22 protein-coding genes and 1 tRNA gene are annotated in these 21,419 nt (G+C 66.0%); 10 read left to right on the top strand and 13 right to left on the bottom strand.

Going from position 1 to position 21,419, the window contains the following annotated elements:
- The first annotated feature begins 8 nt into the window (after window positions 1-8).
- Window positions 9-275, top strand: coding sequence for an FAD assembly factor SdhE (locus tag ILT43_RS02645; RefSeq protein ID WP_204193972.1), 267 nt, complete (start codon window positions 9-11; stop codon window positions 273-275).
- 35 nt (window positions 276-310) lie between these two features.
- A complete protein-coding gene (gene mfd / locus ILT43_RS02650; RefSeq protein ID WP_204193974.1) occupies window positions 311-3,778 on the top strand; it encodes a transcription-repair coupling factor in 3,468 nt (1,155 codons plus the stop codon).
- 170 nt (window positions 3,779-3,948) lie between these two features.
- On the opposite strand, the gene ILT43_RS02655 is transcribed toward mfd, so the two are convergent.
- Both ILT43_RS02655 and ILT43_RS02660 read right to left on the bottom strand, forming a co-directional pair.
- A complete protein-coding gene (locus tag ILT43_RS02655) occupies window positions 3,949-4,368 on the bottom strand; it encodes a YybH family protein (RefSeq protein ID WP_204193986.1) in 420 nt (139 codons plus the stop codon).
- Window positions 4,365-5,822, bottom strand: coding sequence for a GGDEF domain-containing phosphodiesterase (locus ILT43_RS02660; RefSeq protein ID WP_204193988.1), 1,458 nt, complete (start codon window positions 5,820-5,822; stop codon window positions 4,365-4,367). The genes ILT43_RS02655 and ILT43_RS02660 overlap by 4 nt, the downstream gene beginning before the upstream one ends.
- A 127-nt stretch (window positions 5,823-5,949) precedes the next feature.
- On the opposite strand from ILT43_RS02660, the gene moaA reads away from it, so the two are divergent.
- The 3 genes from moaA (at window position 5,950) to ILT43_RS02675 (ending at window position 7,902) form a co-directional block, all read left to right on the top strand.
- Entirely contained in the window at window positions 5,950-6,954 is a 1,005-nt protein-coding gene (gene moaA, locus ILT43_RS02665) for a GTP 3',8-cyclase MoaA (protein ID WP_204193989.1), read from the top strand.
- Entirely contained in the window at window positions 6,951-7,730 is a 780-nt protein-coding gene (locus tag ILT43_RS02670) for an NAD kinase (RefSeq protein WP_204193991.1), read from the top strand. The genes moaA and ILT43_RS02670 overlap by 4 nt, the downstream gene beginning before the upstream one ends.
- Before the next feature lie 97 nt (window positions 7,731-7,827).
- Window positions 7,828-7,902: transfer RNA gene (locus tag ILT43_RS02675), tRNA-Asn, on the top strand.
- Between the two features lie 219 nt (window positions 7,903-8,121).
- On the opposite strand, the gene ILT43_RS02680 is transcribed toward ILT43_RS02675, so the two are convergent.
- From ILT43_RS02680 to ILT43_RS02695, 4 genes are all read right to left on the bottom strand, one after another.
- On the bottom strand, window positions 8,122-8,394 hold the full coding sequence (locus ILT43_RS02680) for a hypothetical protein (RefSeq protein WP_204193993.1): 273 nt from the start codon (window positions 8,392-8,394) through the stop codon (window positions 8,122-8,124).
- A gap of 123 nt (window positions 8,395-8,517) precedes the next feature.
- A complete protein-coding gene (locus ILT43_RS02685) occupies window positions 8,518-11,574 on the bottom strand; it encodes a TonB-dependent receptor plug domain-containing protein (protein ID WP_204194000.1) in 3,057 nt (1,018 codons plus the stop codon).
- A 262-nt stretch (window positions 11,575-11,836) separates the two neighbouring features.
- On the bottom strand, window positions 11,837-12,676 hold the full coding sequence (locus ILT43_RS02690) for a hypothetical protein (RefSeq protein ID WP_204194002.1): 840 nt from the start codon (window positions 12,674-12,676) through the stop codon (window positions 11,837-11,839).
- Between the two features lie 71 nt (window positions 12,677-12,747).
- Entirely contained in the window at window positions 12,748-13,266 is a 519-nt protein-coding gene (locus ILT43_RS02695; protein WP_204194004.1) for a hypothetical protein, read from the bottom strand.
- Between the two features lie 234 nt (window positions 13,267-13,500).
- Here ILT43_RS02695 and ILT43_RS02700 point away from each other — a divergent pair, with 234 nt between their 5' ends.
- From ILT43_RS02700 to ILT43_RS02720, 5 genes are all read left to right on the top strand, one after another.
- Window positions 13,501-14,094 (top strand): hypothetical protein, encoded by a 594-nt coding sequence (locus ILT43_RS02700; RefSeq protein ID WP_204194006.1) that lies wholly within the window; start codon window positions 13,501-13,503, stop codon window positions 14,092-14,094.
- 736 nt (window positions 14,095-14,830) lie between these two features.
- Complete coding sequence (locus ILT43_RS02705; RefSeq protein WP_204194007.1) at window positions 14,831-15,118, top strand: hypothetical protein; 288 nt, start codon at window positions 14,831-14,833, stop codon at window positions 15,116-15,118.
- An 86-nt stretch (window positions 15,119-15,204) separates the two neighbouring features.
- Entirely contained in the window at window positions 15,205-15,474 is a 270-nt protein-coding gene (locus tag ILT43_RS02710) for a hypothetical protein (RefSeq protein ID WP_204194009.1), read from the top strand.
- Entirely contained in the window at window positions 15,471-15,803 is a 333-nt protein-coding gene (locus ILT43_RS02715) for a hypothetical protein (RefSeq protein ID WP_204194011.1), read from the top strand. Before ILT43_RS02710 ends, ILT43_RS02715 begins: the two co-directional genes overlap by 4 nt.
- 432 nt (window positions 15,804-16,235) lie before the next feature.
- Window positions 16,236-16,523 (top strand): hypothetical protein, encoded by a 288-nt coding sequence (locus ILT43_RS02720; RefSeq protein WP_204194013.1) that lies wholly within the window; start codon window positions 16,236-16,238, stop codon window positions 16,521-16,523.
- Between the two features lie 30 nt (window positions 16,524-16,553).
- Here the strand turns inward: ILT43_RS02720 and ILT43_RS02725 are convergent, their stop codons facing one another.
- Genes ILT43_RS02725 through ILT43_RS02755 form a run of 7 tightly spaced genes read right to left on the bottom strand, consistent with a single transcriptional unit; the run spans window position 16,554 to window position 21,160 of the window.
- Entirely contained in the window at window positions 16,554-16,895 is a 342-nt protein-coding gene (locus tag ILT43_RS02725; RefSeq protein ID WP_204194015.1) for a LuxR C-terminal-related transcriptional regulator, read from the bottom strand.
- A complete protein-coding gene (sctT, locus tag ILT43_RS02730; protein WP_204194016.1) occupies window positions 16,892-17,668 on the bottom strand; it encodes a type III secretion system export apparatus subunit SctT in 777 nt (258 codons plus the stop codon). Before sctT ends, ILT43_RS02725 begins: the two co-directional genes overlap by 4 nt.
- A 26-nt stretch (window positions 17,669-17,694) precedes the next feature.
- Entirely contained in the window at window positions 17,695-17,964 is a 270-nt protein-coding gene (gene sctS / locus ILT43_RS02735) for a type III secretion system export apparatus subunit SctS (RefSeq protein ID WP_204194018.1), read from the bottom strand.
- Between the two features lie 30 nt (window positions 17,965-17,994).
- The gene (gene sctR / locus ILT43_RS02740) at window positions 17,995-18,666 is read right to left on the bottom strand and encodes a type III secretion system export apparatus subunit SctR (RefSeq protein ID WP_318293451.1); all 672 of its coding nucleotides are present in this window, start codon (window positions 18,664-18,666) and stop codon (window positions 17,995-17,997) included.
- A gap of 3 nt (window positions 18,667-18,669) precedes the next feature.
- Entirely contained in the window at window positions 18,670-19,701 is a 1,032-nt protein-coding gene (locus ILT43_RS19760; RefSeq protein WP_204194025.1) for a FliM/FliN family flagellar motor switch protein, read from the bottom strand.
- Entirely contained in the window at window positions 19,698-20,021 is a 324-nt protein-coding gene (locus ILT43_RS02750; protein ID WP_204194027.1) for a FliO/MopB family protein, read from the bottom strand. Before ILT43_RS02750 ends, ILT43_RS19760 begins: the two co-directional genes overlap by 4 nt.
- The gene (locus tag ILT43_RS02755; RefSeq protein WP_204194029.1) at window positions 20,021-21,160 is read right to left on the bottom strand and encodes an EscU/YscU/HrcU family type III secretion system export apparatus switch protein; all 1,140 of its coding nucleotides are present in this window, start codon (window positions 21,158-21,160) and stop codon (window positions 20,021-20,023) included. The genes ILT43_RS02750 and ILT43_RS02755 overlap by 1 nt, the downstream gene beginning before the upstream one ends.
- Window positions 21,161-21,419: the final 259 nt, after the last annotated feature.

The following is a 21,419-nucleotide window of genomic DNA, read 5'->3' on the forward strand; positions in this document are numbered from 1 at the left end:
GGAGCCTTATGGATCACGAAACCCGTATCAAGCGTCTGCGATTCCGCAGTTGGCACCGCGGTACGAAGGAGGCCGACCTGATGATCGGCGGTTTCTTCGACGCGCATCACGCCGGCTGGACTGCCGACGAGCTCGACTGGTTCGAGACGCTGCTGGAGGAACAGGATGTCGACATCATGGCGTGGGCGATCGGGTCGCTCCCCTGTCCGCCGCAATGGGACGGCCCGATGATGCATGCGATGCGCCAGCTCGGCTACGTCCCCATCGCCAAATGACTTAGCCCCTCCCGCATCGGGAGGGGGGAGATACCATGCCCGACCTGAAGACGATCCTGACCGCCAAGACCCCGCTGGCCCTGTCCGGCGTTCCCGACGGGTTTCGCCCATCGCTGCTTGCCGATCTGGCAAGGGCGGCGAAGACGCGGCTGGTGTTCGTCGCCGCCGACGATCAGGCGATGCGCGCGATCGCCGCAACCGCACCCTATTTCGCACCCGATCTGGAGGTGGTGCAGTTCCCCGCCTGGGACTGCCTGCCCTATGATCGCGCCTCCCCCACGCTGCGCATCATGGCCGAACGCATCGCCGCACTGCACCGGTTGCAGGCCAAGCCGAAGACGCCCCAACTGGTGCTGACCACGGTCAACGCCGCCACCCAGCGGGCGCTGACGCCATTCCGCATCCGCCAGCTGGTCGCGACGCTCGCGCCGGGCGAGCGGATCGGCCGCGACGATCTTGCCACGCTCCTGCAAGCCAATGGCTATGTCCGGACGGAAACCGTTCACGATCAAGGAGATTATGCTGTTCGAGGCGGCATCGTCGACCTGTTCCCGAGCGGGGAGGAACAGGCGTTGCGCCTCGACTTCTTCGGCGATGAGATCGAGAGCGTCCGCACCTTCGACCCGCTGGACCAGCGCACCACCGGCCGCATCGACGGCTTCACGCTCCTGCCCGCGTCCGAGGCGCTGCTGGAGGAAGAGTCGATCAAGCGCTTCCGGACGCGCTATCGCGAGAGGTTCGGCGCCACCGCGACCGGCGATCCGCTGTATCAGGCGGTGTCGGACGGTCGCCGTCTCGCCGGCATGGAGCACTGGCTGCCCCTGTTCGAGGACAAGCTGGTAACGCTGTTCGATCATCTCGACGCCGAGGCCGTGATCGTCCGCGACGGCGTCACGGGTGCCGCAGGCGAAAGCCGGTTCGAGGCGATCGCCGACTATTACGAGAACCGTAAACGCGCGGAGGCGGCGCAGCCGGGCAGCTATCGCCCCCTGCCCGCCAAGGCCCTATACCTCGATGCCGACGAGTGGCGCGCCGCGCTGGATACGGCGACCACGCACGTCACGACCCCCTATCACGAGCCAGAGTCGAAAACCGTCCTCGACTTCGAGGTCGACGGCCCCCGTGACTTCGCCCCGGAGCGCGCCGCGCAGACCAACGTCTACGAAGCGGTGGTCGAGCATCTGGAGAAACTGCGCAAGGACGGTCGTAGGCCGGTGCTCGCCAGCTATTCGATCGGCGCGCGAGAACGCCTCGGCAACCTGTTGAAAGATCACGGGTTGAAGGGCGGAAAAACGGCAGAGACGTGGCAGGAGGCGCTGGGCGTCGCCGATACCGCCAAGAGCTTCGGCGTCGCGCTGGTCGTGCTGCCGCTCGACCACGGCTTCACAGCCCCCGGTGTTGCCGTATTGACCGAGCAGGACATGCTCGGCGACCGGCTGGTCCGCCGGACCAAGCGCAAGAAGTCCGCCGATGCGTTTCTCGCCGAGCTCGCGACGCTGTCGCCGGGCGACCTCGTCGTTCACGCCGATCACGGCATCGGCCGCTATGTCGGGCTGACCTCCGTCCCGGTCGGCAAGAGCCCGCACGATTGCGTCGCGCTGGAATATGCCGGGGGCGACAAGCTGTATGTCCCGGTCGAGAACCTCGAAGTCCTGAGCCGCTACGGATCGGGCGAGGAAAGCGCCAGCCTCGACCGACTGGGCGGCGAGGCGTGGCAGCGTCGCAAGTCGAAGATGAAGGAGCGCATCCGCGAGATCGCGGGCGACCTGATCCGGACCGCCGCCGAGCGCGCGCTGCATCAGGGCGACGTCATGGAGCCGGACGCCGCGGGCTACCCCAGCTTCGTCGACCGCTTCCCCTATTCGGAAACCGACGATCAGGACCGCGCGATCGACGACGTGCTGAACGATCTTGCCGCGGGCAAGCCGATGGATCGGCTGATCGTCGGCGACGTCGGATTCGGCAAGACCGAGGTGGCTTTGCGCGCCGCCTTCGTCGCGGCGATGGCCGGCAAGCAGGTCGCGGTGGTGTGCCCGACGACGCTGCTCGCGCGTCAGCATTTCAACAACTTCAGCGCCCGGTTCGATGGCTTTCCGATGAAGATGGGGCGCCTGTCGCGCCTCGTCACCGCGGGCGAGGCGAAGGCGACGCGCGACGGATTGGAGGCGGGCACGATCGATGTCGTCATCGGTACGCACGCGCTGCTGGCGAAGAACATCGACTTCAAGCGGCTGGGGCTGGTCATCGTCGACGAGGAGCAGCGGTTCGGCGTCACGCACAAGGAGAAGCTGAAGGCGTTGCGGGCGGACGTCCATATGCTGACGCTGACCGCGACGCCCATCCCGCGTACGCTCCAGATGGCGATGTCGGGCCTGCGCGAACTCTCGGTGATCCAGACGCCGCCGGTCGATCGCCTCGCGGTACGGACCTATGTCATGCCGTGGGACCCGGTCGTGCTGCGCGAGGCGTTGCTGCGCGAGCATTATCGGGGTGGACAGAGTTTTATCGTGACGCCGCGACTTGCCGACCTGCCGGACCTCGAAGATTACTTGAGGAAGGAGGTGCCCGAAATCCGCTATGTCGTGGCGCATGGCCAAATGAGTGCGACCGATGTCGAAGAGCGGATGAGCGCCTTCTACGACAAGAAGTTCGAGGTGCTGGTATCGACCACGATCATCGAGAGCGGCATCGACATCGCCTCCGCCAACACCCTGATCGTCAACCGCGCCGACCGCTTCGGCCTTGCCCAGCTCTACCAGCTACGCGGGCGCGTCGGCCGCGCGAAGACGCGCGCCTACGCCTATCTCGTGACTCCGCCGGAGCGGCAGATGACCGACGCCGCGGAGAAGCGGCTGAAGGTGCTCTCCGATCTCGACTCGCTGGGGGCCGGGTTCCAGCTGGCCAGTCACGACCTCGATATCCGGGGGGCCGGCAATTTGTTGGGTGACGAACAATCCGGTCATATCAAGGAGGTTGGCTACGAACTCTACCAGTCGATGCTGGAAGAGGCGATCATGGATGCGAAGGCCGGCGGCCTGCGCGATCGCCCGCGCGACTTCAGTCCGCAGATCACCGTGGATGCGCCGATCCTGATCCCGGAGGATTATGTCCCCGATCTCGACCTGCGGATGGGCCTCTATCGCCGCCTGAACGAGCTGGAGGCTTCGCAGGAGATCGAGGCGTTCGCGGCGGAGCTGATCGACCGTTTCGGGCCGTTGCCCGACGCGACGGACAATCTGATCCGCGTCATCGAGATCAAGCTCAATGCGCGCAAGGCCTGCATCGCCAAGATGGACGTCGGCGCGAAGGGCGTACTCGTCAGCTTCCACGACAATAAACCCGCGAATATCGATGCCTTGCTGGCCTATGTCGACAGGCTGAAGGATGTCGCGAAGCTGCGCCCGGACGGCAAGCTTGTCCTCAACCGGGCGTGGCCCGACGCCAAGGCTCGACTGCATGGCGCGCTGCAATTGTCGAAGGGGTTGGCGAAAACGGCAGGGTGAGAGGCGGAAGATATCCGACCTCGCAGTGCCTAATTACAAGCGATCAAACGCGTCGCCCCTGCTGCGTCATGCCGGACTCGTCCGGGCATGATGGAGAGGGTGACAACATGAGTCCAACCGCCTGCCAGGATATAGCGCCGCCGCGACTGCCCGGGGTGGCCCCCTACCGATCAGCTACTATGGTCGCTCAGGATCAGCCATTTGCCACCGCGCTTCTCGAACACCAGCGTCGTCATGCCGGTCTCGATCTTGTCGCCGGTCAGCGTCCAACGCGCGATGTACAGCCGGTGCGTCGGATCGAGCGCCTTCTCCACCAGCGGCTTGAAACTCAGTGTCCCGCGCAGCTTGCCGGTCGCGCCATAGTTCTTTCGGTACCGGGCCGCGATCGCTGCCTTGCCCCGCGCAAGGCCGTCGCCGTCACCGGTCACGAACACCGCATCGTCGGCATACACCGCCAGGAAGCGATCGAGATCGTTGGTGTTCCACCCCGCCGCGCTTTCCGCCATCGCCTTCCCGACACCGTCTTCTGCGGGAGCCTGCGCCACGATCGCGGCGGGAGCCAGCACGAGCATCATCGACGAACCGATCATTGTCCCTCCACCATCCGCACCAGCGCAGCCTCGTCCAGCGGGCCGGCGCGCAGGAAGCCCTGATACCAGCCGCATCCTTCCGCTGCCAGCAAGGCCAGTTGCTGCGGCGTCTCGACCCCTTCGGCAATCACCGCGAGGCCCAACGCCCGGGCGATCTCGATCACGCCTCGCACGACGACGCGGTCGCGAGGATTGCCGGCAATATCGCGCGCCAACGCCTTGTCGATCTTCAGATAATCGAGCGGCAGCGCCTTGAGATAAGCCAGACTGGAATAGCCCGTACCGAAATCGTCGATCGCCACCCGGCACCCCGCCCCGCGCAGTTCGGCGAGCAGCGCCGCCGCGGCATCCAGTTCGCGGATCATGCCGGTCTCGGTCACCTCGACCGTTAAACGTCCGCGCGGAAAGCCACTGGCGTCGACGCGGTCGAGGAACAGCCGCGCGAAGCCGGCGCGGGTCACGTCGGCGGCAGTGAGGTTGACCGACAATCGCAGGGCACCCAGGGACCGCGGCCACGCCGCCGCCCGCGCCAGCGCCAGTTCCTGGATGTGATCGGACAAGGCGATGCCGAGGTCCGCACGGTCGGCGGCGGCGAACAACTCCTCCGCGCCCAGCGACCCCAGCCGCGGATGCGACCAGCGCGCCAGCGCCTCGACCCCGACGATGCGGCCCGTGGCGATCTCCACCTGCGGCTGGAACACCACCGCGATTTCCCCGGCCGCGACCGCATGATGCAGGTCGATCGCGAGTTCGTCGGGCGGCGCCGCCCCCTCCCGCGCGGCGACCCGCACGGTCGCGCCGTCGCTCGCGCGGGCGTGTTCCAGCGCGTCGATCGCGCGGCGAACCAGCGCGGCGGTATCGTCGCCGGCCTCCGGCTGTGCCAGTCCCAACCGTGCGCCCGCCATCACCGGCACGTCGCCGATCGCATAGGGCCGCGCGAGCGCCTGCGCGATCCGGGCGACGGCGGCGGCCGCCTCGCCCTGGTGCACTGCCACCAGGAAACGCGCCGCTGACAGGGTCGTGACGGACGCCCCCGTCGCGGCAGAAATACGTTCGGCCGCCTGCACCAGCGCCGCATCGCCCGCGCCGCGACCATGCGCGGCGTTGAGCAAGTCGATCCGCGAAAGAGCGACCGCGATCACCGCCTTGTCGCGTTGCGCAGGGAAAGCGTTCGGTATCTCGGCCGCTTCGCCTAGCGGCGTGCGCCGCTCGTGCAGTCGGGCCATGGCAGCGAACCGGCGGGCGGCCGTCACGGATGCGTCATCGCACGGCTCGGTGAGGAAATGGCTCGCTCCCGCCGCGGCATAGGGCAGCGGGTCTTCGCCAGCCGCGAGCAGGACCAGCAGCGGTCCTCCATCGGCGGCGAGCGCGACGACCTCCGTCAGAGCCGCGTCGGGCCGACCACGCGCATCCACTAGTGGCACGGCCCCGCCCTGCTCTTCGCCCCCGTTCATTGCCCGATCCTAGGGGAAAGCCGCACGTCGTGGGAAGAGCATGTTCGGCATCGCGGTGAAAGGTTGCGCTCCCGCGGAGAAAAGTCGGGCTTGCCGCCGCCCCTCCCGCATCCTAGCTCCTGTCGTGATGAGTTGCGCCACCACCAACCCGATGATCGACCCGCACGGCCGGACGATCCGCTATCTGCGCATCTCCGTCACCGATCGCTGCGACCTGCGCTGCCGGTATTGCATGTCGGAGAAGATGACGTTCCTGCCGCGATCGGCACTGCTGAGTCTGGAAGAGATCGCGATCATCGCCGAACGCTTCATCGCGCGCGGCGTCACGAAGATCCGCTTGTCGGGCGGCGAGCCGCTGGTCCGCCGCGATGTCGGCGAGCTTGTGCGACGGCTCGGCCGACTGGTCGGCTCCGGCCTCGACGAGCTGACGATGACTACCAACGGCACGCGCCTCGCGGAACATGCCAGCGAGATGGTCGACGCCGGGATCCGCCGCGTCAACGTCAGCCTCGATAGCCTCGACCCCGACACCTTCCGCTTCATCACCCGGCACGGCGACGTGACGCAGGTTATCGCCGGCATCCGCGCCGCTCGCGATGCCGGACTACGGGTCAAGATCAACGCCGTGGCGCTCAAGGGTCTCAACGAACACCAGCTTGCGCCGATGCTGCGCTGGTGCGTCGAGGAAGGGCTGGACCTGTCGCTGATCGAGACGATGCCGCTCGGGGCGATCGACGAGGATCGCACGGACCGTTTCCTGCCGCTCACTTCGGTGTTCGACGCACTGTCCGCGGAGTTCCCGATCGTCCGTGACTCGCACCGCACCGGCGGACCAGCGCGCTATTGGCGGGTCGAGGGTACCGACACGCGTCTCGGCCTGATCTCGCCGCTGACCGCCAATTTCTGCGACGGCTGCAACCGCGTACGGCTGACGACCGAGGGCAAACTGTACCTCTGCCTCGGTCACGACGATCAGGTCGATCTGAAAGCGGCGTTGCGCGACGGCGGCCTTGGGGCGCTGGACGAGGCGATCGACATCGGCCTCGGCCGCAAGCCCGCGCGCCACGACTTTCGGATCGAGGCCGGCTCTGCCCCGGCGGTCGCCCGGCATATGAGCGTCACCGGCGGATGAGCCAGCCGCCGCGGCGGGCGCTTGTCGCCTCCCCCACCACTCCGGCGCAGACCGCCGCGGCGGAACTGGCGGATGCGCAGGATTGGGTGGATGTCGAGGATGCAGACCTGATCGTCGCGCTCGGTGGCGACGGTTTCATGCTCCAGACGCTGCATCGCATGCTGGAGCGTCGCAAGGCGCCCGTACCGGTGTTCGGGATGAACCTGGGCACCGTCGGCTTCCTGATGAACGAGTGGCGCCGGCATGGGCTGGAGGGGCGACTGGAACAGGCGCGTCCGTTTAAGGTCACGCCGCTGCAATGCACCGTCACCGGCAGCGACGGGCGCATCCACTCCATGCCCGCGATCAACGAAGTGTCGCTGCTCCGCGAAACGCGCCAGACCGCCAAGCTGGAGGTGATAGTCAACGATCGCATCGTCCTGCCCGAGCTCGCCTGCGACGGTATCCTCGTCGCCACGCCCGCAGGATCGACCGCATACAATTTTTCCGCGCAGGGCCCGATCCTGCCGCTGGGATCGAACCTGCTGGCGCTGACGCCGATCAGCCCTTTCCGCCCCCGTCGCTGGCGCGGCGCGATCCTGCCCGACAAGGCGCGGATCGCCATCCGCGTGCTCGATTCCGGCAAGCGCCCGGTGTCGGCCGTCGCCGACCAGCGCGAGATTCGCGACGTGGCGGAGGTGACGATCTGCGTCGACCGGGCGCGGGAACTGACGCTGATGTTCGATCCCGAACACGCTCTCGATGACCGCATCACGATGGAACAGTTCATCGCCTGACTACCCTGTTACGGCGGTCGTGAACGGATTGTCGCAATATGGTCACGCAAGGGGTTGCGCCGCCGTTTCGACCGTTTATAGGACCGCGGCACGGCATTCCCTGATAGCTCAGCGGTAGAGCTCTCGACTGTTAATCGAGCGGCCGTAGGTTCGAATCCTACTCAGGGAGCCAGCCCCACGATCGTCGGAAGATCGCCTCCGCGCGATGTGGTGGCTGCTCGGTGGAACCGCTACTGGCGGATTCTGTCGCGCTTTCTTCAAGCCGCGGACTGGATCAGGTGGCCTACAGTTCCACGCTGCGATGTCGGCTCGCCCGAGGCACCGCGCAGACGCCATCCTTCTGACCGACAAACATCCGGTCGCCCCGGTGGACGGCGGGACGCTCGTCCCGTTAATTGCGCCCAGGCACCCCGGTGCGGCGACGTGCCAGCGCGTTTTCGGCGTTGACCCCGTTCTCATTGTCGATCGTCGCCCACTCCCGGCGGGTGTGGCATACGTTCTTCGACAGGAAGCTCCCCAGCGCCTGCTCACGGCGGCACACCTTCTTGTCGGGATCGGGCGTGGCGGAGGGCGTCTCCTTGCTCGCAGGCGCGTCCTGAGCGCCTGACGAGGCTGCCACCAGCAGCGCGGCGGCCGAGGCGATCATGATCGTCATCTTCGTCATGCGATGTTCCTATTCAACGAGCGAATTCTTGGCGACCCACGGCGACCGTCGTCCGGGCGTAAACACACGAAAAAGGGGCCCCGGCGAATATCGCCGAGGCCCCTTTTTCTTCGTCATACCGGCTTAGAAGCCGAACTTGACGCCGGCGCGGAACTGACGGCCGAAGATGCCCTCACCCGCCTGCACCGGGTTGTAGAGATACGCACCATAGGTCGCCGGATCGAGCGGCGGCAGGTCGTTGAGCAGGTTCAGGACGTTGAAGTAGAAGCTGAACTTGTCCGTGACCTTGACCGTGCCGACGAGGTCGACGGTGATGTATCCGTCGACATTCTCCGGCAGGTAATCGACCGCCAGGCCGCCGTCGCCGCGCACGCCACCCTGATCCTCCGCCGACAGGTTATACCCGGCGACGTAGTTCACCGTGCCGCTGAGGCTGAACTGGTCCTGGATGTCGAGCGTCTGCGTGACGTTGGCGCGCCAGCGGGGCGTGCCCGAACCCGCCGTCAGGTTGTAGTTGCCGAGCGTGCCGACATACTTCTCCTTGCGGCCACCCGGAAACGTCGTGCTCAGGTCGAACAGGATGCTGCCTTCGCCCGAGATCGTGTAGCGGAGGCCGTCGGTCAGGTCGAAACGCGCCGTGCCGCCGATATCCAGGCCCTGCGAGTGGATCGTGTTGGCATTGACCAGCTGCGACCGCACCAGACCGACGCGCGGCGTGGCGTTTTCGAACCCGACGCCAACCGCGTCCGGAATGACCTCGAAGCCGTCAGGGATGGTCTCGCCTGCGTAATAGGCGGCCAGTGCGTCGCCCGCCGTCAGCGTCGTGATCGCACCCGTCTTCTTGATGTCGAAGAAGTCGACCGTCAGGGCGACGTTGCGGATCGGCTCGAACACGATACCGGCGGTGAAGCTACGCGACTTTTCCGGGTTCAGGTTCTGGCTGGCGAGCGTCGTCTGACCGTAGCTGCCGGACCGGATGTAGGTCGGACAGTCGGCGAACGTGGCGACAGTGCAGCCATATTGCGCCAGGTACGTGTCGTTGAACAACGTCGCATTGTTCGTGACATAACCGGTCGTCGGCAGAGCGTTGGCCTCACCGAAGCTTGGGATGCGGAAGCCGCGCGACCACGTTCCCCGCACCGCCAGCTGGCGGAACGGCGTGAACTTGGCGCCGATCTTGGGCGAAAAGTTGCTCTGGCCCGACGAATAATGATCGTAACGGCCCGAGGCGTTCACCAGGAACTGCTCGACGATCGGCAGCTGCAACTCGCCGAAGGCCGAGCTGACCGTGCGGTTGCCGCTGGTGCCGAACGCATTGATCGTGAAATACCGCTGCGTCGGACCGTTGATGTCCGGGTTCGCCGACGGCGCGTCAATTGCCTCGTAGAACACCGATCCCCCGAATGCGAGCTGAGCCGCGCCACCCGGAAGCTGGAACAGCTCCTTCGAAACCGACGCCTGCAACTGGTACAGGTCCGAGCTCGAGTCCGCGATGTTGGTCGGGGTCAGGTAATCGCGCGTCGCCTGCGAATTCTGCGACGGGTCGAGGAAGTTGTAGCTGCCGTCCGCGATCACATCAAGCAGATGCTGGATATAGACATAGCCTGCCTGCGTGCGACGCAGGTCGGTGTGCATCGCGGTCGCATCGACGCGGTAGTTCCAGCCACCGTCGATCGTGCCCTGCACACCAGCTGCCGCACGATAGACGCGGTTGCGCGTGGCGTTGTACGTCACCGAGTTCGGCAGCGTACCGAGCAGCAGCGCCGTCTGACCGGCCGCCGCGAAGGGGTTGTTTGGGTTGAGCGTGCCGTTGGTGGCGCCGCAATTCACCGTACCACGCGGGCAGACATAGACCGGCAGCGTCAGGGGAGCCGAGCCAGGAGCATATTGCGCCGCCGCCGACGAAGTCGAGAATTGCGGGAAGAGGATGCCCGCCGGCGCGTTGCCGCGAATGACCGACGGATCGCCGCTGTAGTTGGACGAGGACTGCTGGAAATTGACCTGGAAATAGGCCTCTGCATTGTCGCCGACCTTGCCGGTGAACCGCGCAGACGCACCGAAACGTTCGATATTCGGCGACACGACGCCGTACTGGTTCACCAGATCCTGCTGACAGACGACGTTGGCGATCGCACCGTTGTTGGTCTGCGCACGATCGGCATCCGTGGTGTTGTAAGGGGTGCCGTTCAGGCAGCCCGGCGTCAGCAGCTGATACCGCGATCCGGGGACGGCCGTCGTACCCGTCGCCGGACGCACGAAGAAGTTCGCGCCGGCGATGACGCCGTTGTTCGGCAGCAAGCCGTCGGAGCCGAGGCCGTTGGCGATGTTGTTCGGACCACCCGTGCCGACGCCGCGCTGGTCGGCGGAGTTGAAGGGATAGGGCAGGTCGCGATTGTAGACCGCCTCGCTGCGGAAGAAGAAGCCGCTGATGTAGGCGTTGTAGCCCTTCTCATCCAGGTCGCCGGTGCCGGCGGTCAGCGTCAGGCGCTGGTTGGCGGCGACGCCGTCCTGGCTGATGCCCGCTTCCGCACGACCGCTGATACCGTTGAACTTGCGCTTGGTGATGACGTTGACGACGCCCGCGATCGCGTCCGCGCCGTAGCTGGACGATGCGCCGTCGCGCAGGACCTCGATGCGGTCGACGATGTCGTCCGGGATCGTGTTGAGGTCAACGAAGTTGCGCGTCGCGTCGTCGGCCAGCGGGTAATAGGCCGCGCGCAGACCGTCGAACAGCACGAGGGTCGAGTTGGTCGACAGACCACGCAGCGACACCGCCGACGCACCGCCGGCGAACGCGCCGTTCGCGGTGAAGGAATTGGTCAGCGCCGGGCCGTTGTTCGATGCCAGCGACTGGATCGCGCCCTGCACCGTGTTGATGCCGCGCGCGTCCAGATTGGCCGCGGTGATCGTCGTGACCGGCGACGGCGTCGCCGAGTCGGTCTGACGCAACAGCGAACCGGTGACGACGATCTCGTCGTTGCCGTCCGTAGCCGCACCCGTCGCATCGGTCGCGTTCTGGACCTGCGTCGTGGGTTCGGCCGAACGCGCCTCGGCGTTGGCCGCGTCCTGAGCGGGAGCCGGCGCGTTCTGCGCTGTCGCCGGGGCGCTCATGGCGAGCAGAACGGCCAGCGTCGAGACGCTACCGCCGAGTGCGCGCCACTTGGTCGCTGAGCTAATCATGGTGTTACTCCCCTTACGCGGCCACCTCGGGCGGTCCGCTCACGTGTCTGCAATCATCGCCGGGGGCTGCCCGGAACGGACGCTGCATAAGCCGCTATGTGGCTGAGTAAACGTGACGAATTTGGTAAATTGGTTTTCGCCGGAACCGTTGCAACAAGGTCACAGTTTATGACCTATTCGGACCTTTCCCGACACATACGACAAGGCTGGCTGCGCGCGAATATCATCGCCGCGGCCTGCCCGACCTGCCGTAATATGCCGGTCAGATCCGCACCACCGACCGGCGTTCGACGCGGTACCGCATTTCCGCAGCGAAGCTGCGCGCGGCGGCCTGCTGGTAGACGCCGGCGTCGCCATCGCGGCTCAGTCGCTCCAGTTCCGCGAAAGCACGTGCACCGTGGCGCTTGCTGGCGAACAGCTCGGTGGCGGTGTCGGCGACGACCTTGCCCCCGCTCGGCCATGTCGACAGACAGGCAAGGCCAGCGACGACCTCCCGGAGTTGATCGGGTGCGATGTCGGTACGCTTCAACAGCGAACCGCGCCGATACGCCTCGGGATAGTCCCGCTCGAACCGCGCGATCGTCTCCGCCTCGACCGACGCGCTGACAGTGTAGGGCGACACACAGCCCGGCGTCGTGTCGGCCGCGGCCCGCGCGACCGCCGCCGCGGGTGACGTCATGCGGCCATCGACCCAGTCGAACTGCACGATCTGCCGCGACACCGGGTCAGGCATCGCAACGCTCGGCGCTCCGGCCTGCAACCGCAGCGTCGCGCCGTCGGCACAGGTGCCGAACGGCGCGGACACCTGCAATGCCCCCGTCGTTGGCTGAGTCACGATGACGTATCGCGCCGGACACTCGCCAGCCGCCGCGCCGCGAACCAGATGATAGCGTGTCGTGCGGCCGCGCACGGTGCCGACGACGCGGACCTGATCGACCAGCGTCGCGCCGAACGGCCGCGCCACGACCTCCTTGCCGATCCGGATCGATTGCGGGTCCGCCACCGTGGCCTTGCTGGCGGACGCCTTCGCCGGCGCCCCGCCGGTTTGAGCCTCTGCGCTGCCGGCAATCGCCAGCACGGCGGTCAGGACGAGCAACCTCATTGGCGAATTCCCCTGCTTCTGCCGCTATAGACCGGCCAAACGCCTGGAAGTTCCGGGCAATGACTGCCGGGCTATTCGAGGCCGACCGACAGTCGTGCCGCCGCCGCATTGACCCCATCGATCACGCCGTCGATGCCGCCATAATTACCGCCGGAGCCGTTTCCGTTGACCGACGCGTCGAGCGCCTGCCCCATCGCTGCGATCTGCTGATCAGCCGATCCGCCCGACAGGCCGGCGACATGCACCACCGCGGCGCGCGTGAAATCCTCCAGCGCGCGGTGCAGTTCACCCGATTGCGCCGGCGTCGCCCCGAACCGATCCGACAGCATGTCCGTCAGCCCCTTGAGGCCATACACGTCGCCGCCCCGCGCCAGCTCGGCCATGTCCGGCCGAAACCCGTCCGACACGCCCGCCTGCGCCGTCCACGCTTCTGCCGGTGCGGAGGTCGGAGCCACAGCTCCTACCCATGCGAGCACGCGGTGCCCGACCTGCCCCAGCGCCGCGCGTGTCGCGTCGGCGGCAGTCTCAACGGAGGACGTGCCCGGCTGAGCAGCGGGCGACAGGGATGAAATGCGATCGATCGGTGTCATGGCTATTGCTCCAACGTGCTACCGATATGCGAGCAAGGCGGACGCGGCGCCATAGTCGCTCCGACTAGTCAGCATCGGCGGCCCTCTAAGCGTTTCGATTAGCCGTCTAGTCGATTTGCTGAGCGCGCCCGCCGTCGGAAGTCGCCATAAAGGGTCGGCAAGGCGGCGATCGGCGTCGCCCTTCGACCCCCCGGACCGGGCTTACTCGCCGGGATGATAGATGGGAGAATGACAATGTTCGGTATCAATCTCAACGCTGTGTCTCTGATTTCGACCGTTGCTCTCGGTCCCGTTGGCGGCCTTGGCATGCAACTCGCGACGCAGGTTTTCGCCAATATGGGCCAGCAGATACTCCAGGGCATGGGAGAGAGGATGAACCTCGGCCAGTCGGCTATCGATCTAGCTCTGGATTCGTTCACCAGTTCGAGCGGCGGGGTTCGGGCATCCGGCGACTTTTCGGGATCGATCGGCGAGTTCGGCAGTTATCTGGGCGGTAGTCCTGCGCAGATCGGCGAGCAGGAGCGGAATACTTTGGATTTCGTGAACAACACGATCAGGCAGGCTGGAGAGAGCAGCGAATTCAGTGAGGCCCGATCTTCGGGCAAGGGGGGTGGTTGGTTGATGGCGATGGCCAAGGCTCTGGGCGCACAGCTCGACCAGTTGGGCGACGAAATGTCTCGCACTGCCGGTCAAATCACCAAAGACACACCAAGCCTTTCGGCAGAGTTCGGCGTCATGACGCAGCAATTTAGCATGCTAATGAACGCCGCAACGAACAGCATCAAAACAGCCGGTGAAGCAATGGCGAAGGCGGCGGGCCGAAATTAATCGCAGATTCAGCCGAAGCGTCGTAAAAGGCCCGTTCAAGTCGAACGGGCCTTTTCAATCTGGGAGATACTTCATGATGATGCGTTGGATGTATTCTTCGATCTTAGCCGGGTTGGCTGGCACGTTTGGTGCCAGCCCAGCGGCAGCGCAGTGGGACCCCGGCCTTGTCGCGCAGGGTCAGGTATTGAGCGGAACGGCACGTGGCTACGCGGAGCGTGGTGGCTGGAGGGATAGGGATGCGCGACGCTCATCTCCGCAAAGCGATGCCAAGATATGCGCGTCCATTCCCCAGTACAGAAGCCGGTGGGGTAGAAAACATCCCAAGGTGTTGGAACTGACACGCCTGTGCCGCAAAGCAGGCTACTGACCCAGCGATTGCTCTGCGGACAGTGACAGAAGGAGCCAAGGCAATGCCTCGTTATGTCATTCTGGGAGTATTATTGCTTAATTCAGCCCCCGCCGCTGCGCAAGATGTGCTTGGCCCGGTAAACCCGGTCGATTACATGCCCGCGATCACGATGGGTTCGGCGATCGAGGCTGATGCCCGGAGCTCCTCGCGCCGCCGCACAGCTCGCTTGCGGGGCGTATCCGATGCGCAGACCTGTCGCGAGTTGCCGATTTACAGGTCGAAGCTGGGGGCCAAGGACTCGCGGATCGTCCGTCTGACCAGAGCGTGCAGGCAGGCGGGATATCGCTGATCGCCGGCAGTTGGACGAACGCGTCCGGAGAAAGGCTCATGCATCATTTAGCGTATTTGGGAGCGCTGGTTTTGATAGCAGCCCCCGCCGCTGCGCAGGACGTGCTCGGCCCCGTCAATCCTGTCGATTACATGCCGGCGATCACGATGGGCGCCGCAGCCGAAGCCTCGGCCCGGTCGTCCGGTCGGGAAGCGCGAAGCCGCCGTGGATCGGCTGCGAACACGCGCCGTACCTGCGCGAAACTTCCGACCTATCGCGCACATTATGGCCGATCCAATCGCCAGGTCATCCAGTTGACCCAGCTTTGTCGAAAGGCGGGCTACTGAACCGTTCTGCGTCGGTCGAGACGTGTCTAAGGCTCGAGAGGTAAGGAGTTGAAATGACACCGCCCCCCTACGCAATCGCGCGTTGCATGTTCGCTGTCGCCGCCGCTGCCGCGATTTGGCCCGTTGCCTCCGGCGCGCAGATGACACCGATCGATCCCGCCGCCTGGTCGACGCCGAACGTCATGGTCGAAGGGCTGCGGAACGGTGATCGAGGTCGGACCCGTTCTGCCCGGGACCGTGAAGCCTCCGCGATCCGGACATGCAGGAGCCTGCCTGCTTTTCGCAGGAAGCTCGGTGCTTCCGATCCGAAGATTATCAAGCTGACCCAGCTTTGTCGCAAGGCCGGATACCGATGAGTGCGGCGCGTTCCGCCGCACCCCGGTACCCGACGATGCTGGCGCTCGCGGCTACGGCTCTGCTGGCCGGATTCGGCACGCATGCCAAGGCGCAGGATTTGTACACCAGCCCACTCGATCACACCGGCGTGATGGCGCTCGGCTCGGCAGCGGACGCACAGGCCGAGCAGGTCGCTCGGCAGGACCGGTCGAAGCGGCGAACGACCGCGCGACAGCCCAGCACGCGTCGCGCCTGTTCCGTAATACCGTCGTTTCGCGCCAGATTCGGTGCTTCCGATCCGCGAATCGTCCGACTGGCACGGCTCTGCCGTCGGGCTGGTTACCGGTGACGTCAGGATGGTCAGCCGAAACCTGGGTGATCGAGCTCGTTATGTCGATGTCGGAGGAAGCCTGATGAAGCCCAATCCCCTTTCCGCCCTGATCGCCTTCATGGCCTCCGGAGTCGCCGTGGTTCCAGTCGGTGCGCAGTGGGACCCCGGCCTCGTCGCGCAGGGTCAGGTCCTGAGCGGCACGGCGCGCGGGTTTGCGGAACGCGGAGGTGTGCGAGATCGGGCCTCGCGTCGCACCTCCGCAAGCGACGCGAGGATATGCGCGTCTCTCCCTCAGTACCGGGCGCGCTGGGGCGCCAAGCACCCCAAGGTGCTGGGACTCGCGCGTCTCTGCCGGAAGGCGGGGTATTGACGGTGTCCCGGTCGGCGCAGCTTGACGGTCATGATATCGAACGTCGCCGACCGCATCGGCTTAGGCGCTGGAGCAATTGCATGTTCAAGGTTCGTGGCATCCCGGTTGTCGCCATCGTCACCGCACTCTGGTGTGCGCCGGTGGCGGCACAACTCGATCCGGCCATGATCGCACAGGGGCAGGTGCTGAGCGGCACGGCGCGCGGCTATGCCGAGCGCGGCGGCGTGCGCGACGACGGCGGTCGGGGCTCGCCCGACAAGACCGCCCGGATTTGCGGACAGGTGCCGAAGGTGCGCGCACGGCTTGGCGCGAAGAACCCGCGATATCTGGAACTGGCGCGGTTGTGCAGGAAAGCCGGCTATCCCTGAGCGCTTGACCCTGACGGTCGCCGGCCTTGCTCAATCCGCAGGGTAGAACAGCATTCCCGCCAGCGCGGCGAGTTCGCGCATGCCGTCCAGCTCCAGCTTGCGCGTCACGTTCGACAGATGCACGCGCACGGTGTTCTCCGAAATCAGCAGCAGCGTCGCGATGTCGGCGTTCGCGCGGCCCCACCCCAGAAAACGGATGCAGGTCAGCTCCATCGGCGTCAGCTTCAACAGCGCGTCGCGGTGGCGCGCGGGGACCCGCGCCGCCTCCACGATATGCTCGCCGAGCGTGACCGGGGCCGCCGCGCCGGGCTGCGCATCCGCCTTGCGCAGCAGCTCCGCGATCGCCGCGAGCCGCTCGGCATCGTCGGTCACTTGCTCAGGCCCTTCAGGATGCCGATCACGACATCGGGCCGACTGCGGATGTCGCGCGCGACGATCTCCACATACGATCCCGCCAGCATGAACAGCACGAGCGTCGCGGCGAACGCCTTGATCGACAGCGACAGGGTGAAGACGTTCAATTGCTGCGCGAAGCGGTTCATCAGGCCGAGCGCCATGTCGATCAGGAACAGCACCGTCAGCACCGGTGCCGCGAACAGCGTGGCGAGCACCGTCAGCCGTCCGAACTCACCGATGAACAGGTTCAGCCCGCGCGCATCCAGCACCGGCATCGTCGAGGCGATCGGCCACAGCGCGTAGCTTTCCATCAGCACGCCGATCAGCAGCGTCAGTCCGCCCGAGGCCATGAACACCACGCCCGCCAGCCGCCCCAGAAAGGCACCGTTGAGGGATGTCTGATGCCCCGACAGCGGGTCGACGATCTGCGCCAGCGTCGCGCCGACCTTGGTATCGATGATCTGCCCCGCCGCCTCCAGCGCCCAGAGCACCGACCCGAAGAAGAACCCGACGACGAGGCCGACGAACACTTCCTTGGCGAAGATCTGGAGCCACTGACCGGGGCCGAGCGCGAGGATGTCGATCGCGGGCTGGAGGATGAACGACACGAGGCCAAGCGCGATGAACACCGAATTGCGGACCAGCGCCGGCACCGTCTCGCTGGAGAAGATCGGCAGCAGCAGGAACGCCGTCGCGATCCGCGCGGTCGCCACGCCGAGCAACAGCGTCTGGTCGGCCCAGCCGTTCACCTGGCGACGCCGTTCATATCACCCGATCACTGTGACGTGATGACCGCGAACTCCGTGAACACGCGGTCCCCGAAGCGATACAGCGCACCCGCGAGCAGCGAGGCGGTGACGAACAGCGTCAGCACGATCGCAAAGAACTTGATCGTGTATTGCAGCGTCTGTTCCTGGATCTGCGTCGCCGCCTGCACGACGGCGACCAGCAGTCCGGCGACCGACGCGACGATGATCGGCGGCGCGGACAGGATCAGCACCAGCCACAATGCCTCGTTGGTCAGCGTGACGAAATCGCCGTTCATCGCGCGTGCTTCCTGTCAGACCGGTTCCGTTCAGACATAGGATAGCACCAGCCCGTGCGACAGCTTCACCCAGCCATCGACCAGCACGAACAGCAACAGCTTGAACGGCAACGATATCGTGGTGGGGGACAGCATCATCATGCCCATCGCCAGCAGGATGTTGGAGATGACGAGGTCGATGACGAGGAACGGCAGGAAGATCAGGAAGCCGATCTGGAAGGCGAGGCTGAGTTCGCGCACCACGAACGACGGCACGACGACGATGAAGTCGCGGTCCGTCATGGTCGAGGCGACTTCCGGATTGCCGACGCGCTGCGCGGTGCGCAGAAAAAAGCCGCGCTCGGTCGGCGAACTGTGCTTGATGAGGAACGCGCGCAGCGGCTCCTTGCCGGCGTCGACCGCGGTCAGCATCGTGCCCGTCGATCCGGCGATGGCGCTGCCCGCCGCCACCGACTGGTTCTGCTGGATCTGCGCCTGCATCTGCTGGCCGACCGGGTACATGACGTACATCGTCAGGATCAGCGAGAGGCCGTTCAGGACGATGTTCGGCGGCACCTGCTGGAGGCCCAGCGCATTACGCAACAGGCTCAGTACCACGACGATCTTCGTGAACGAGGTCACCATCACCGCAAAGAACGGGGCGATGGCGAGCGCGACGACGACGACCAGCGCGGAGCCGGGCGTGAAGGTGGAAAGGTCCACGCCTCAGTCGCCGGACGAGAGCGGCACGTCGGTGACGAGCACGCCGAACCCGTCGCCGATCGCGACCAGCTCGCCCTGCGCGACCACCGTGCTGCCCGCGAGCACCCGCACCGCGAGCGTGCCGCCGGGTGACGGCAGCGGCAGGACGGTGCCCGGTGCCAGCGTCGCCAGCGTTTCGGTGCTGATCCCGTCGCCCGGCAGCTCGATGAGGGTCGGGATCGACACGCCGGTCAGGTCGACGGACGGCCCAGCCCCCCCGGTAACCGGCGAGGGTATCGGCTCGTCGCGCCGCTCCTCGATGGAGTTCAGCGAATGGTCGGCAGCATGTTCGTGCACGATGTACGCTCTCCCGGCGACGTCGATTCGTCCCACAGCCATATCGTTTCGTCCCGGCAACGCCAATCGCGCGCTCAGGGGCGATGTCCCCAACAGGATCAGATCGCCCCGCGCCAGAGCCTGCAATCGCTTGACCGGCAGCGATGGCCCGGCCCACCGCAAGCGCCAGCGCAGGTGAAGCGATGGCATCGCCTGCGCCTCGAGTTCGCCGACTTCCAGCGGCTCGACGTCCAGGTCGCTGGGCAGCGCAACGATCAGGCGGCTATGCGCCTGCCCGCCATGGCCACCGTCGCGGTGCGCGTCGATGCGCAGGAAAAGATTTTCGCGCGGCGCCTCCCGGATCAATCCGGATGGAAAAAGCTCGGTGCCGAGCACCCGCTCCAGCGTGGCGACCACGGGCTCGATCCGCAGCAGCGCCGCCGCCGCGCTGGCCGCATCGGGCTCTCCGCCCGCAGTCGTCATCGGCGCCAGATCGCCATCCAGCAGCAGCGGCGACACCAGCACGGCGCGGCCCCGCCCGTCGAAGCGGATCCACGCCCCCGCCGCACGGCGATCCCGCTCGGTGGCGAGGCGCGCGCGGGTGCGCAGGCGATCGACGACGCGGCGGTTCAGGCTGGCGATCAACAGGCTCTGCAGCTTCGCCTCGCCGGGATCGAGCCGCCGCAGCGTATCGCGGATCGGGCTGTGCCGGTCGCTCACGAACGGGTCTCGCTTTCGGCGTCGACGCGCCGCACTGCCGTCTTGCCCCAATTCTTGAGCAGGCTGACGCCGCCGCTCGCGACGCCGATCAGCATCAACTCGCCCTCCGCCTCGACCAGGATCAGCCGTTCGCGCTGACCGACCGCCAGTGCGCGCACGAAGCGCAGTTCGCGATCCGGCTCACCCAGGCGACGACCCATCCCGCGGTCCTGCCAGTGGCGCATCAGCCGGATCGCGCCGTATGCGAGCCCGAGCACGATCGCGAGCGCGATCACCATGCCGAACAGCCCCGAAATCGCGGTGCCGAGCGTCGAGTCCATCAAGCATTCTCCGAAAGGTCGACGGGCCGGTCACCGGCCTCGCCGTCGCGGACGCGTTGCGCCCACAGGATGATCTGCGCGATCGCGTCGAACATGTCGCGCGGGATCACGTCGTCGACGCCGCAATCCTCATACAGCTTCCGCGCGACGGGAACGTGTCGAATGATCGGCACGCCCGCCTCTTCCGCGGCTTCGCGCATCGCTTTCGCCAGCGGTCCCTCCCCCTTGGCGCTCATGGTCGGCACGGGGCAGGTTTCGCGGTCGTAATCGATGGCGATGGCGATATGCGTTGGATTCACGACCAGCACATTCGCCGAACGCGCCGCGCCGACGGAATTCTGGCTGGACCATTCCTCATGCAGTTGCCGGCGCTGCTGCTTGATCTGGGGATTACCCTCGTTTTCCTTCGACTCGTCGCGGATGTCGCGCAGGCTCATCCGCAGCTTCTTCGTGTAGCTATGCTTCTGCCAACCGAAGTCGAGCACGGCGACCAGCAGGAACACGCCGAACGTCCACAACAAAGCGTCGCGGACCAACTCGCCCGTGAACGCCAGCGCCGCCGCCGCCGCGGGACGCCCGTCGACCTCCGTCTCGCCGACCAGCAGCGGCCCGGTCTTGCCGAGGATGTCGCCGAGCGAGCCGCGCAGCACCAGCCAGATCACGAACACGATCAGCGCCGCCTTGGCGATCGTCTTCAAAAGCTCGATGACGTTGTCGAGGCTGAACATGCGTTTGATGCCCTCGACCGGGTTCATCTTGTCGAACGACGGCGTCATCTTCTCCATCGTGAAGACGCCGCCGGCCTGGAGGAACTCAGCCAGCACCCCCGCCAGCGCGGCCGGAACCAGCGCGACGGCGGTGATCACCAGCAATGCGACGATAGACGCGTGGCCGAGCGACGCCAGCGCGATAGGGAACGGATCGCCCCGCCCGATCATCGTAAACCCGGCATCGAACAGCCCGACGATATAGTCGCCGGCGAACCGCACGCCGAATGCCATCACCACGAACCAGACGAACAGCACGGCGGTCGCGGTGACGTCCTTCGACTTGGCGACGTCGCCCCGCTTGCGCGCGTCCGCCAGCTTCTTGGGCGTCGGCTGTTCGGTCTTGTCGCCACTGTCGTTCTGCTGAGCCACGACATCCTCCCGAACCTTGCGGCGACGCATTCCGTAACGTCGCGGCGACTGGCCGTTTGCGATGCCGGCGGGATCATCCGCCGACCCGTCGTGGGTAGACCGGCAATTGCATCGCCAACCACCATTGCGGGTCAGGCTGGTTTATTTGCGGGACAAAATGTTCACAATGCGGGTAACAACCGTCATCTGGCTGGCCTAGCCTAATCATGCGTCAAGATTCGACAGGCCGCGACAGGATTGTTTCACGACGACCCTGCGG

Origin of the sequence: Sphingomonas longa (genome assembly GCF_016892685.1) — a bacterium.
GTDB classification, from domain to species: Bacteria; Pseudomonadota; Alphaproteobacteria; order Sphingomonadales; family Sphingomonadaceae; genus Sphingomonas; species Sphingomonas longa.

What these genes read in the sequence shown, in the direction of transcription:
- ILT43_RS02700 (WP_204194006.1), top strand. Translation starts at nt 13,501, where the DNA reads ATGTTCGGTATCAATCTCAACGCTGTGTCTCTGATTTCGACCGTTGCT.
- ILT43_RS02750 (WP_204194027.1), bottom strand. Translation starts at nt 20,021, where the DNA reads ATGGACTCGACGCTCGGCACCGCGATTTCGGGGCTGTTCGGCATGGTG.
- ILT43_RS02655 (WP_204193986.1), bottom strand. Translation starts at nt 4,368, where the DNA reads ATGATCGGTTCGTCGATGATGCTCGTGCTGGCTCCCGCCGCGATCGTG.
- ILT43_RS02710 (WP_204194009.1), top strand. Translation starts at nt 15,205, where the DNA reads ATGTTCGCTGTCGCCGCCGCTGCCGCGATTTGGCCCGTTGCCTCCGGC.
- ILT43_RS02695 (WP_204194004.1), bottom strand. Translation starts at nt 13,266, where the DNA reads ATGACACCGATCGATCGCATTTCATCCCTGTCGCCCGCTGCTCAGCCG.
- ILT43_RS02670 (WP_204193991.1), top strand. Translation starts at nt 6,951, where the DNA reads ATGAGCCAGCCGCCGCGGCGGGCGCTTGTCGCCTCCCCCACCACTCCG.
- ILT43_RS02680 (WP_204193993.1), bottom strand. Translation starts at nt 8,394, where the DNA reads ATGACGAAGATGACGATCATGATCGCCTCGGCCGCCGCGCTGCTGGTG.
- moaA (WP_204193989.1), top strand. Translation starts at nt 5,950, where the DNA reads ATGAGTTGCGCCACCACCAACCCGATGATCGACCCGCACGGCCGGACG.
- ILT43_RS02705 (WP_204194007.1), top strand. Translation starts at nt 14,831, where the DNA reads ATGCATCATTTAGCGTATTTGGGAGCGCTGGTTTTGATAGCAGCCCCC.
- ILT43_RS02645 (WP_204193972.1), top strand. Translation starts at nt 9, where the DNA reads ATGGATCACGAAACCCGTATCAAGCGTCTGCGATTCCGCAGTTGGCAC.
- ILT43_RS02720 (WP_204194013.1), top strand. Translation starts at nt 16,236, where the DNA reads ATGTTCAAGGTTCGTGGCATCCCGGTTGTCGCCATCGTCACCGCACTC.
- sctS (WP_204194018.1), bottom strand. Translation starts at nt 17,964, where the DNA reads ATGAACGGCGATTTCGTCACGCTGACCAACGAGGCATTGTGGCTGGTG.
- ILT43_RS02715 (WP_204194011.1), top strand. Translation starts at nt 15,471, where the DNA reads ATGAGTGCGGCGCGTTCCGCCGCACCCCGGTACCCGACGATGCTGGCG.
- ILT43_RS02690 (WP_204194002.1), bottom strand. Translation starts at nt 12,676, where the DNA reads ATGAGGTTGCTCGTCCTGACCGCCGTGCTGGCGATTGCCGGCAGCGCA.
- ILT43_RS02685 (WP_204194000.1), bottom strand. Translation starts at nt 11,574, where the DNA reads ATGATTAGCTCAGCGACCAAGTGGCGCGCACTCGGCGGTAGCGTCTCG.
- mfd (WP_204193974.1), top strand. Translation starts at nt 311, where the DNA reads ATGCCCGACCTGAAGACGATCCTGACCGCCAAGACCCCGCTGGCCCTG.
- ILT43_RS02660 (WP_204193988.1), bottom strand. Translation starts at nt 5,822, where the DNA reads ATGAACGGGGGCGAAGAGCAGGGCGGGGCCGTGCCACTAGTGGATGCG.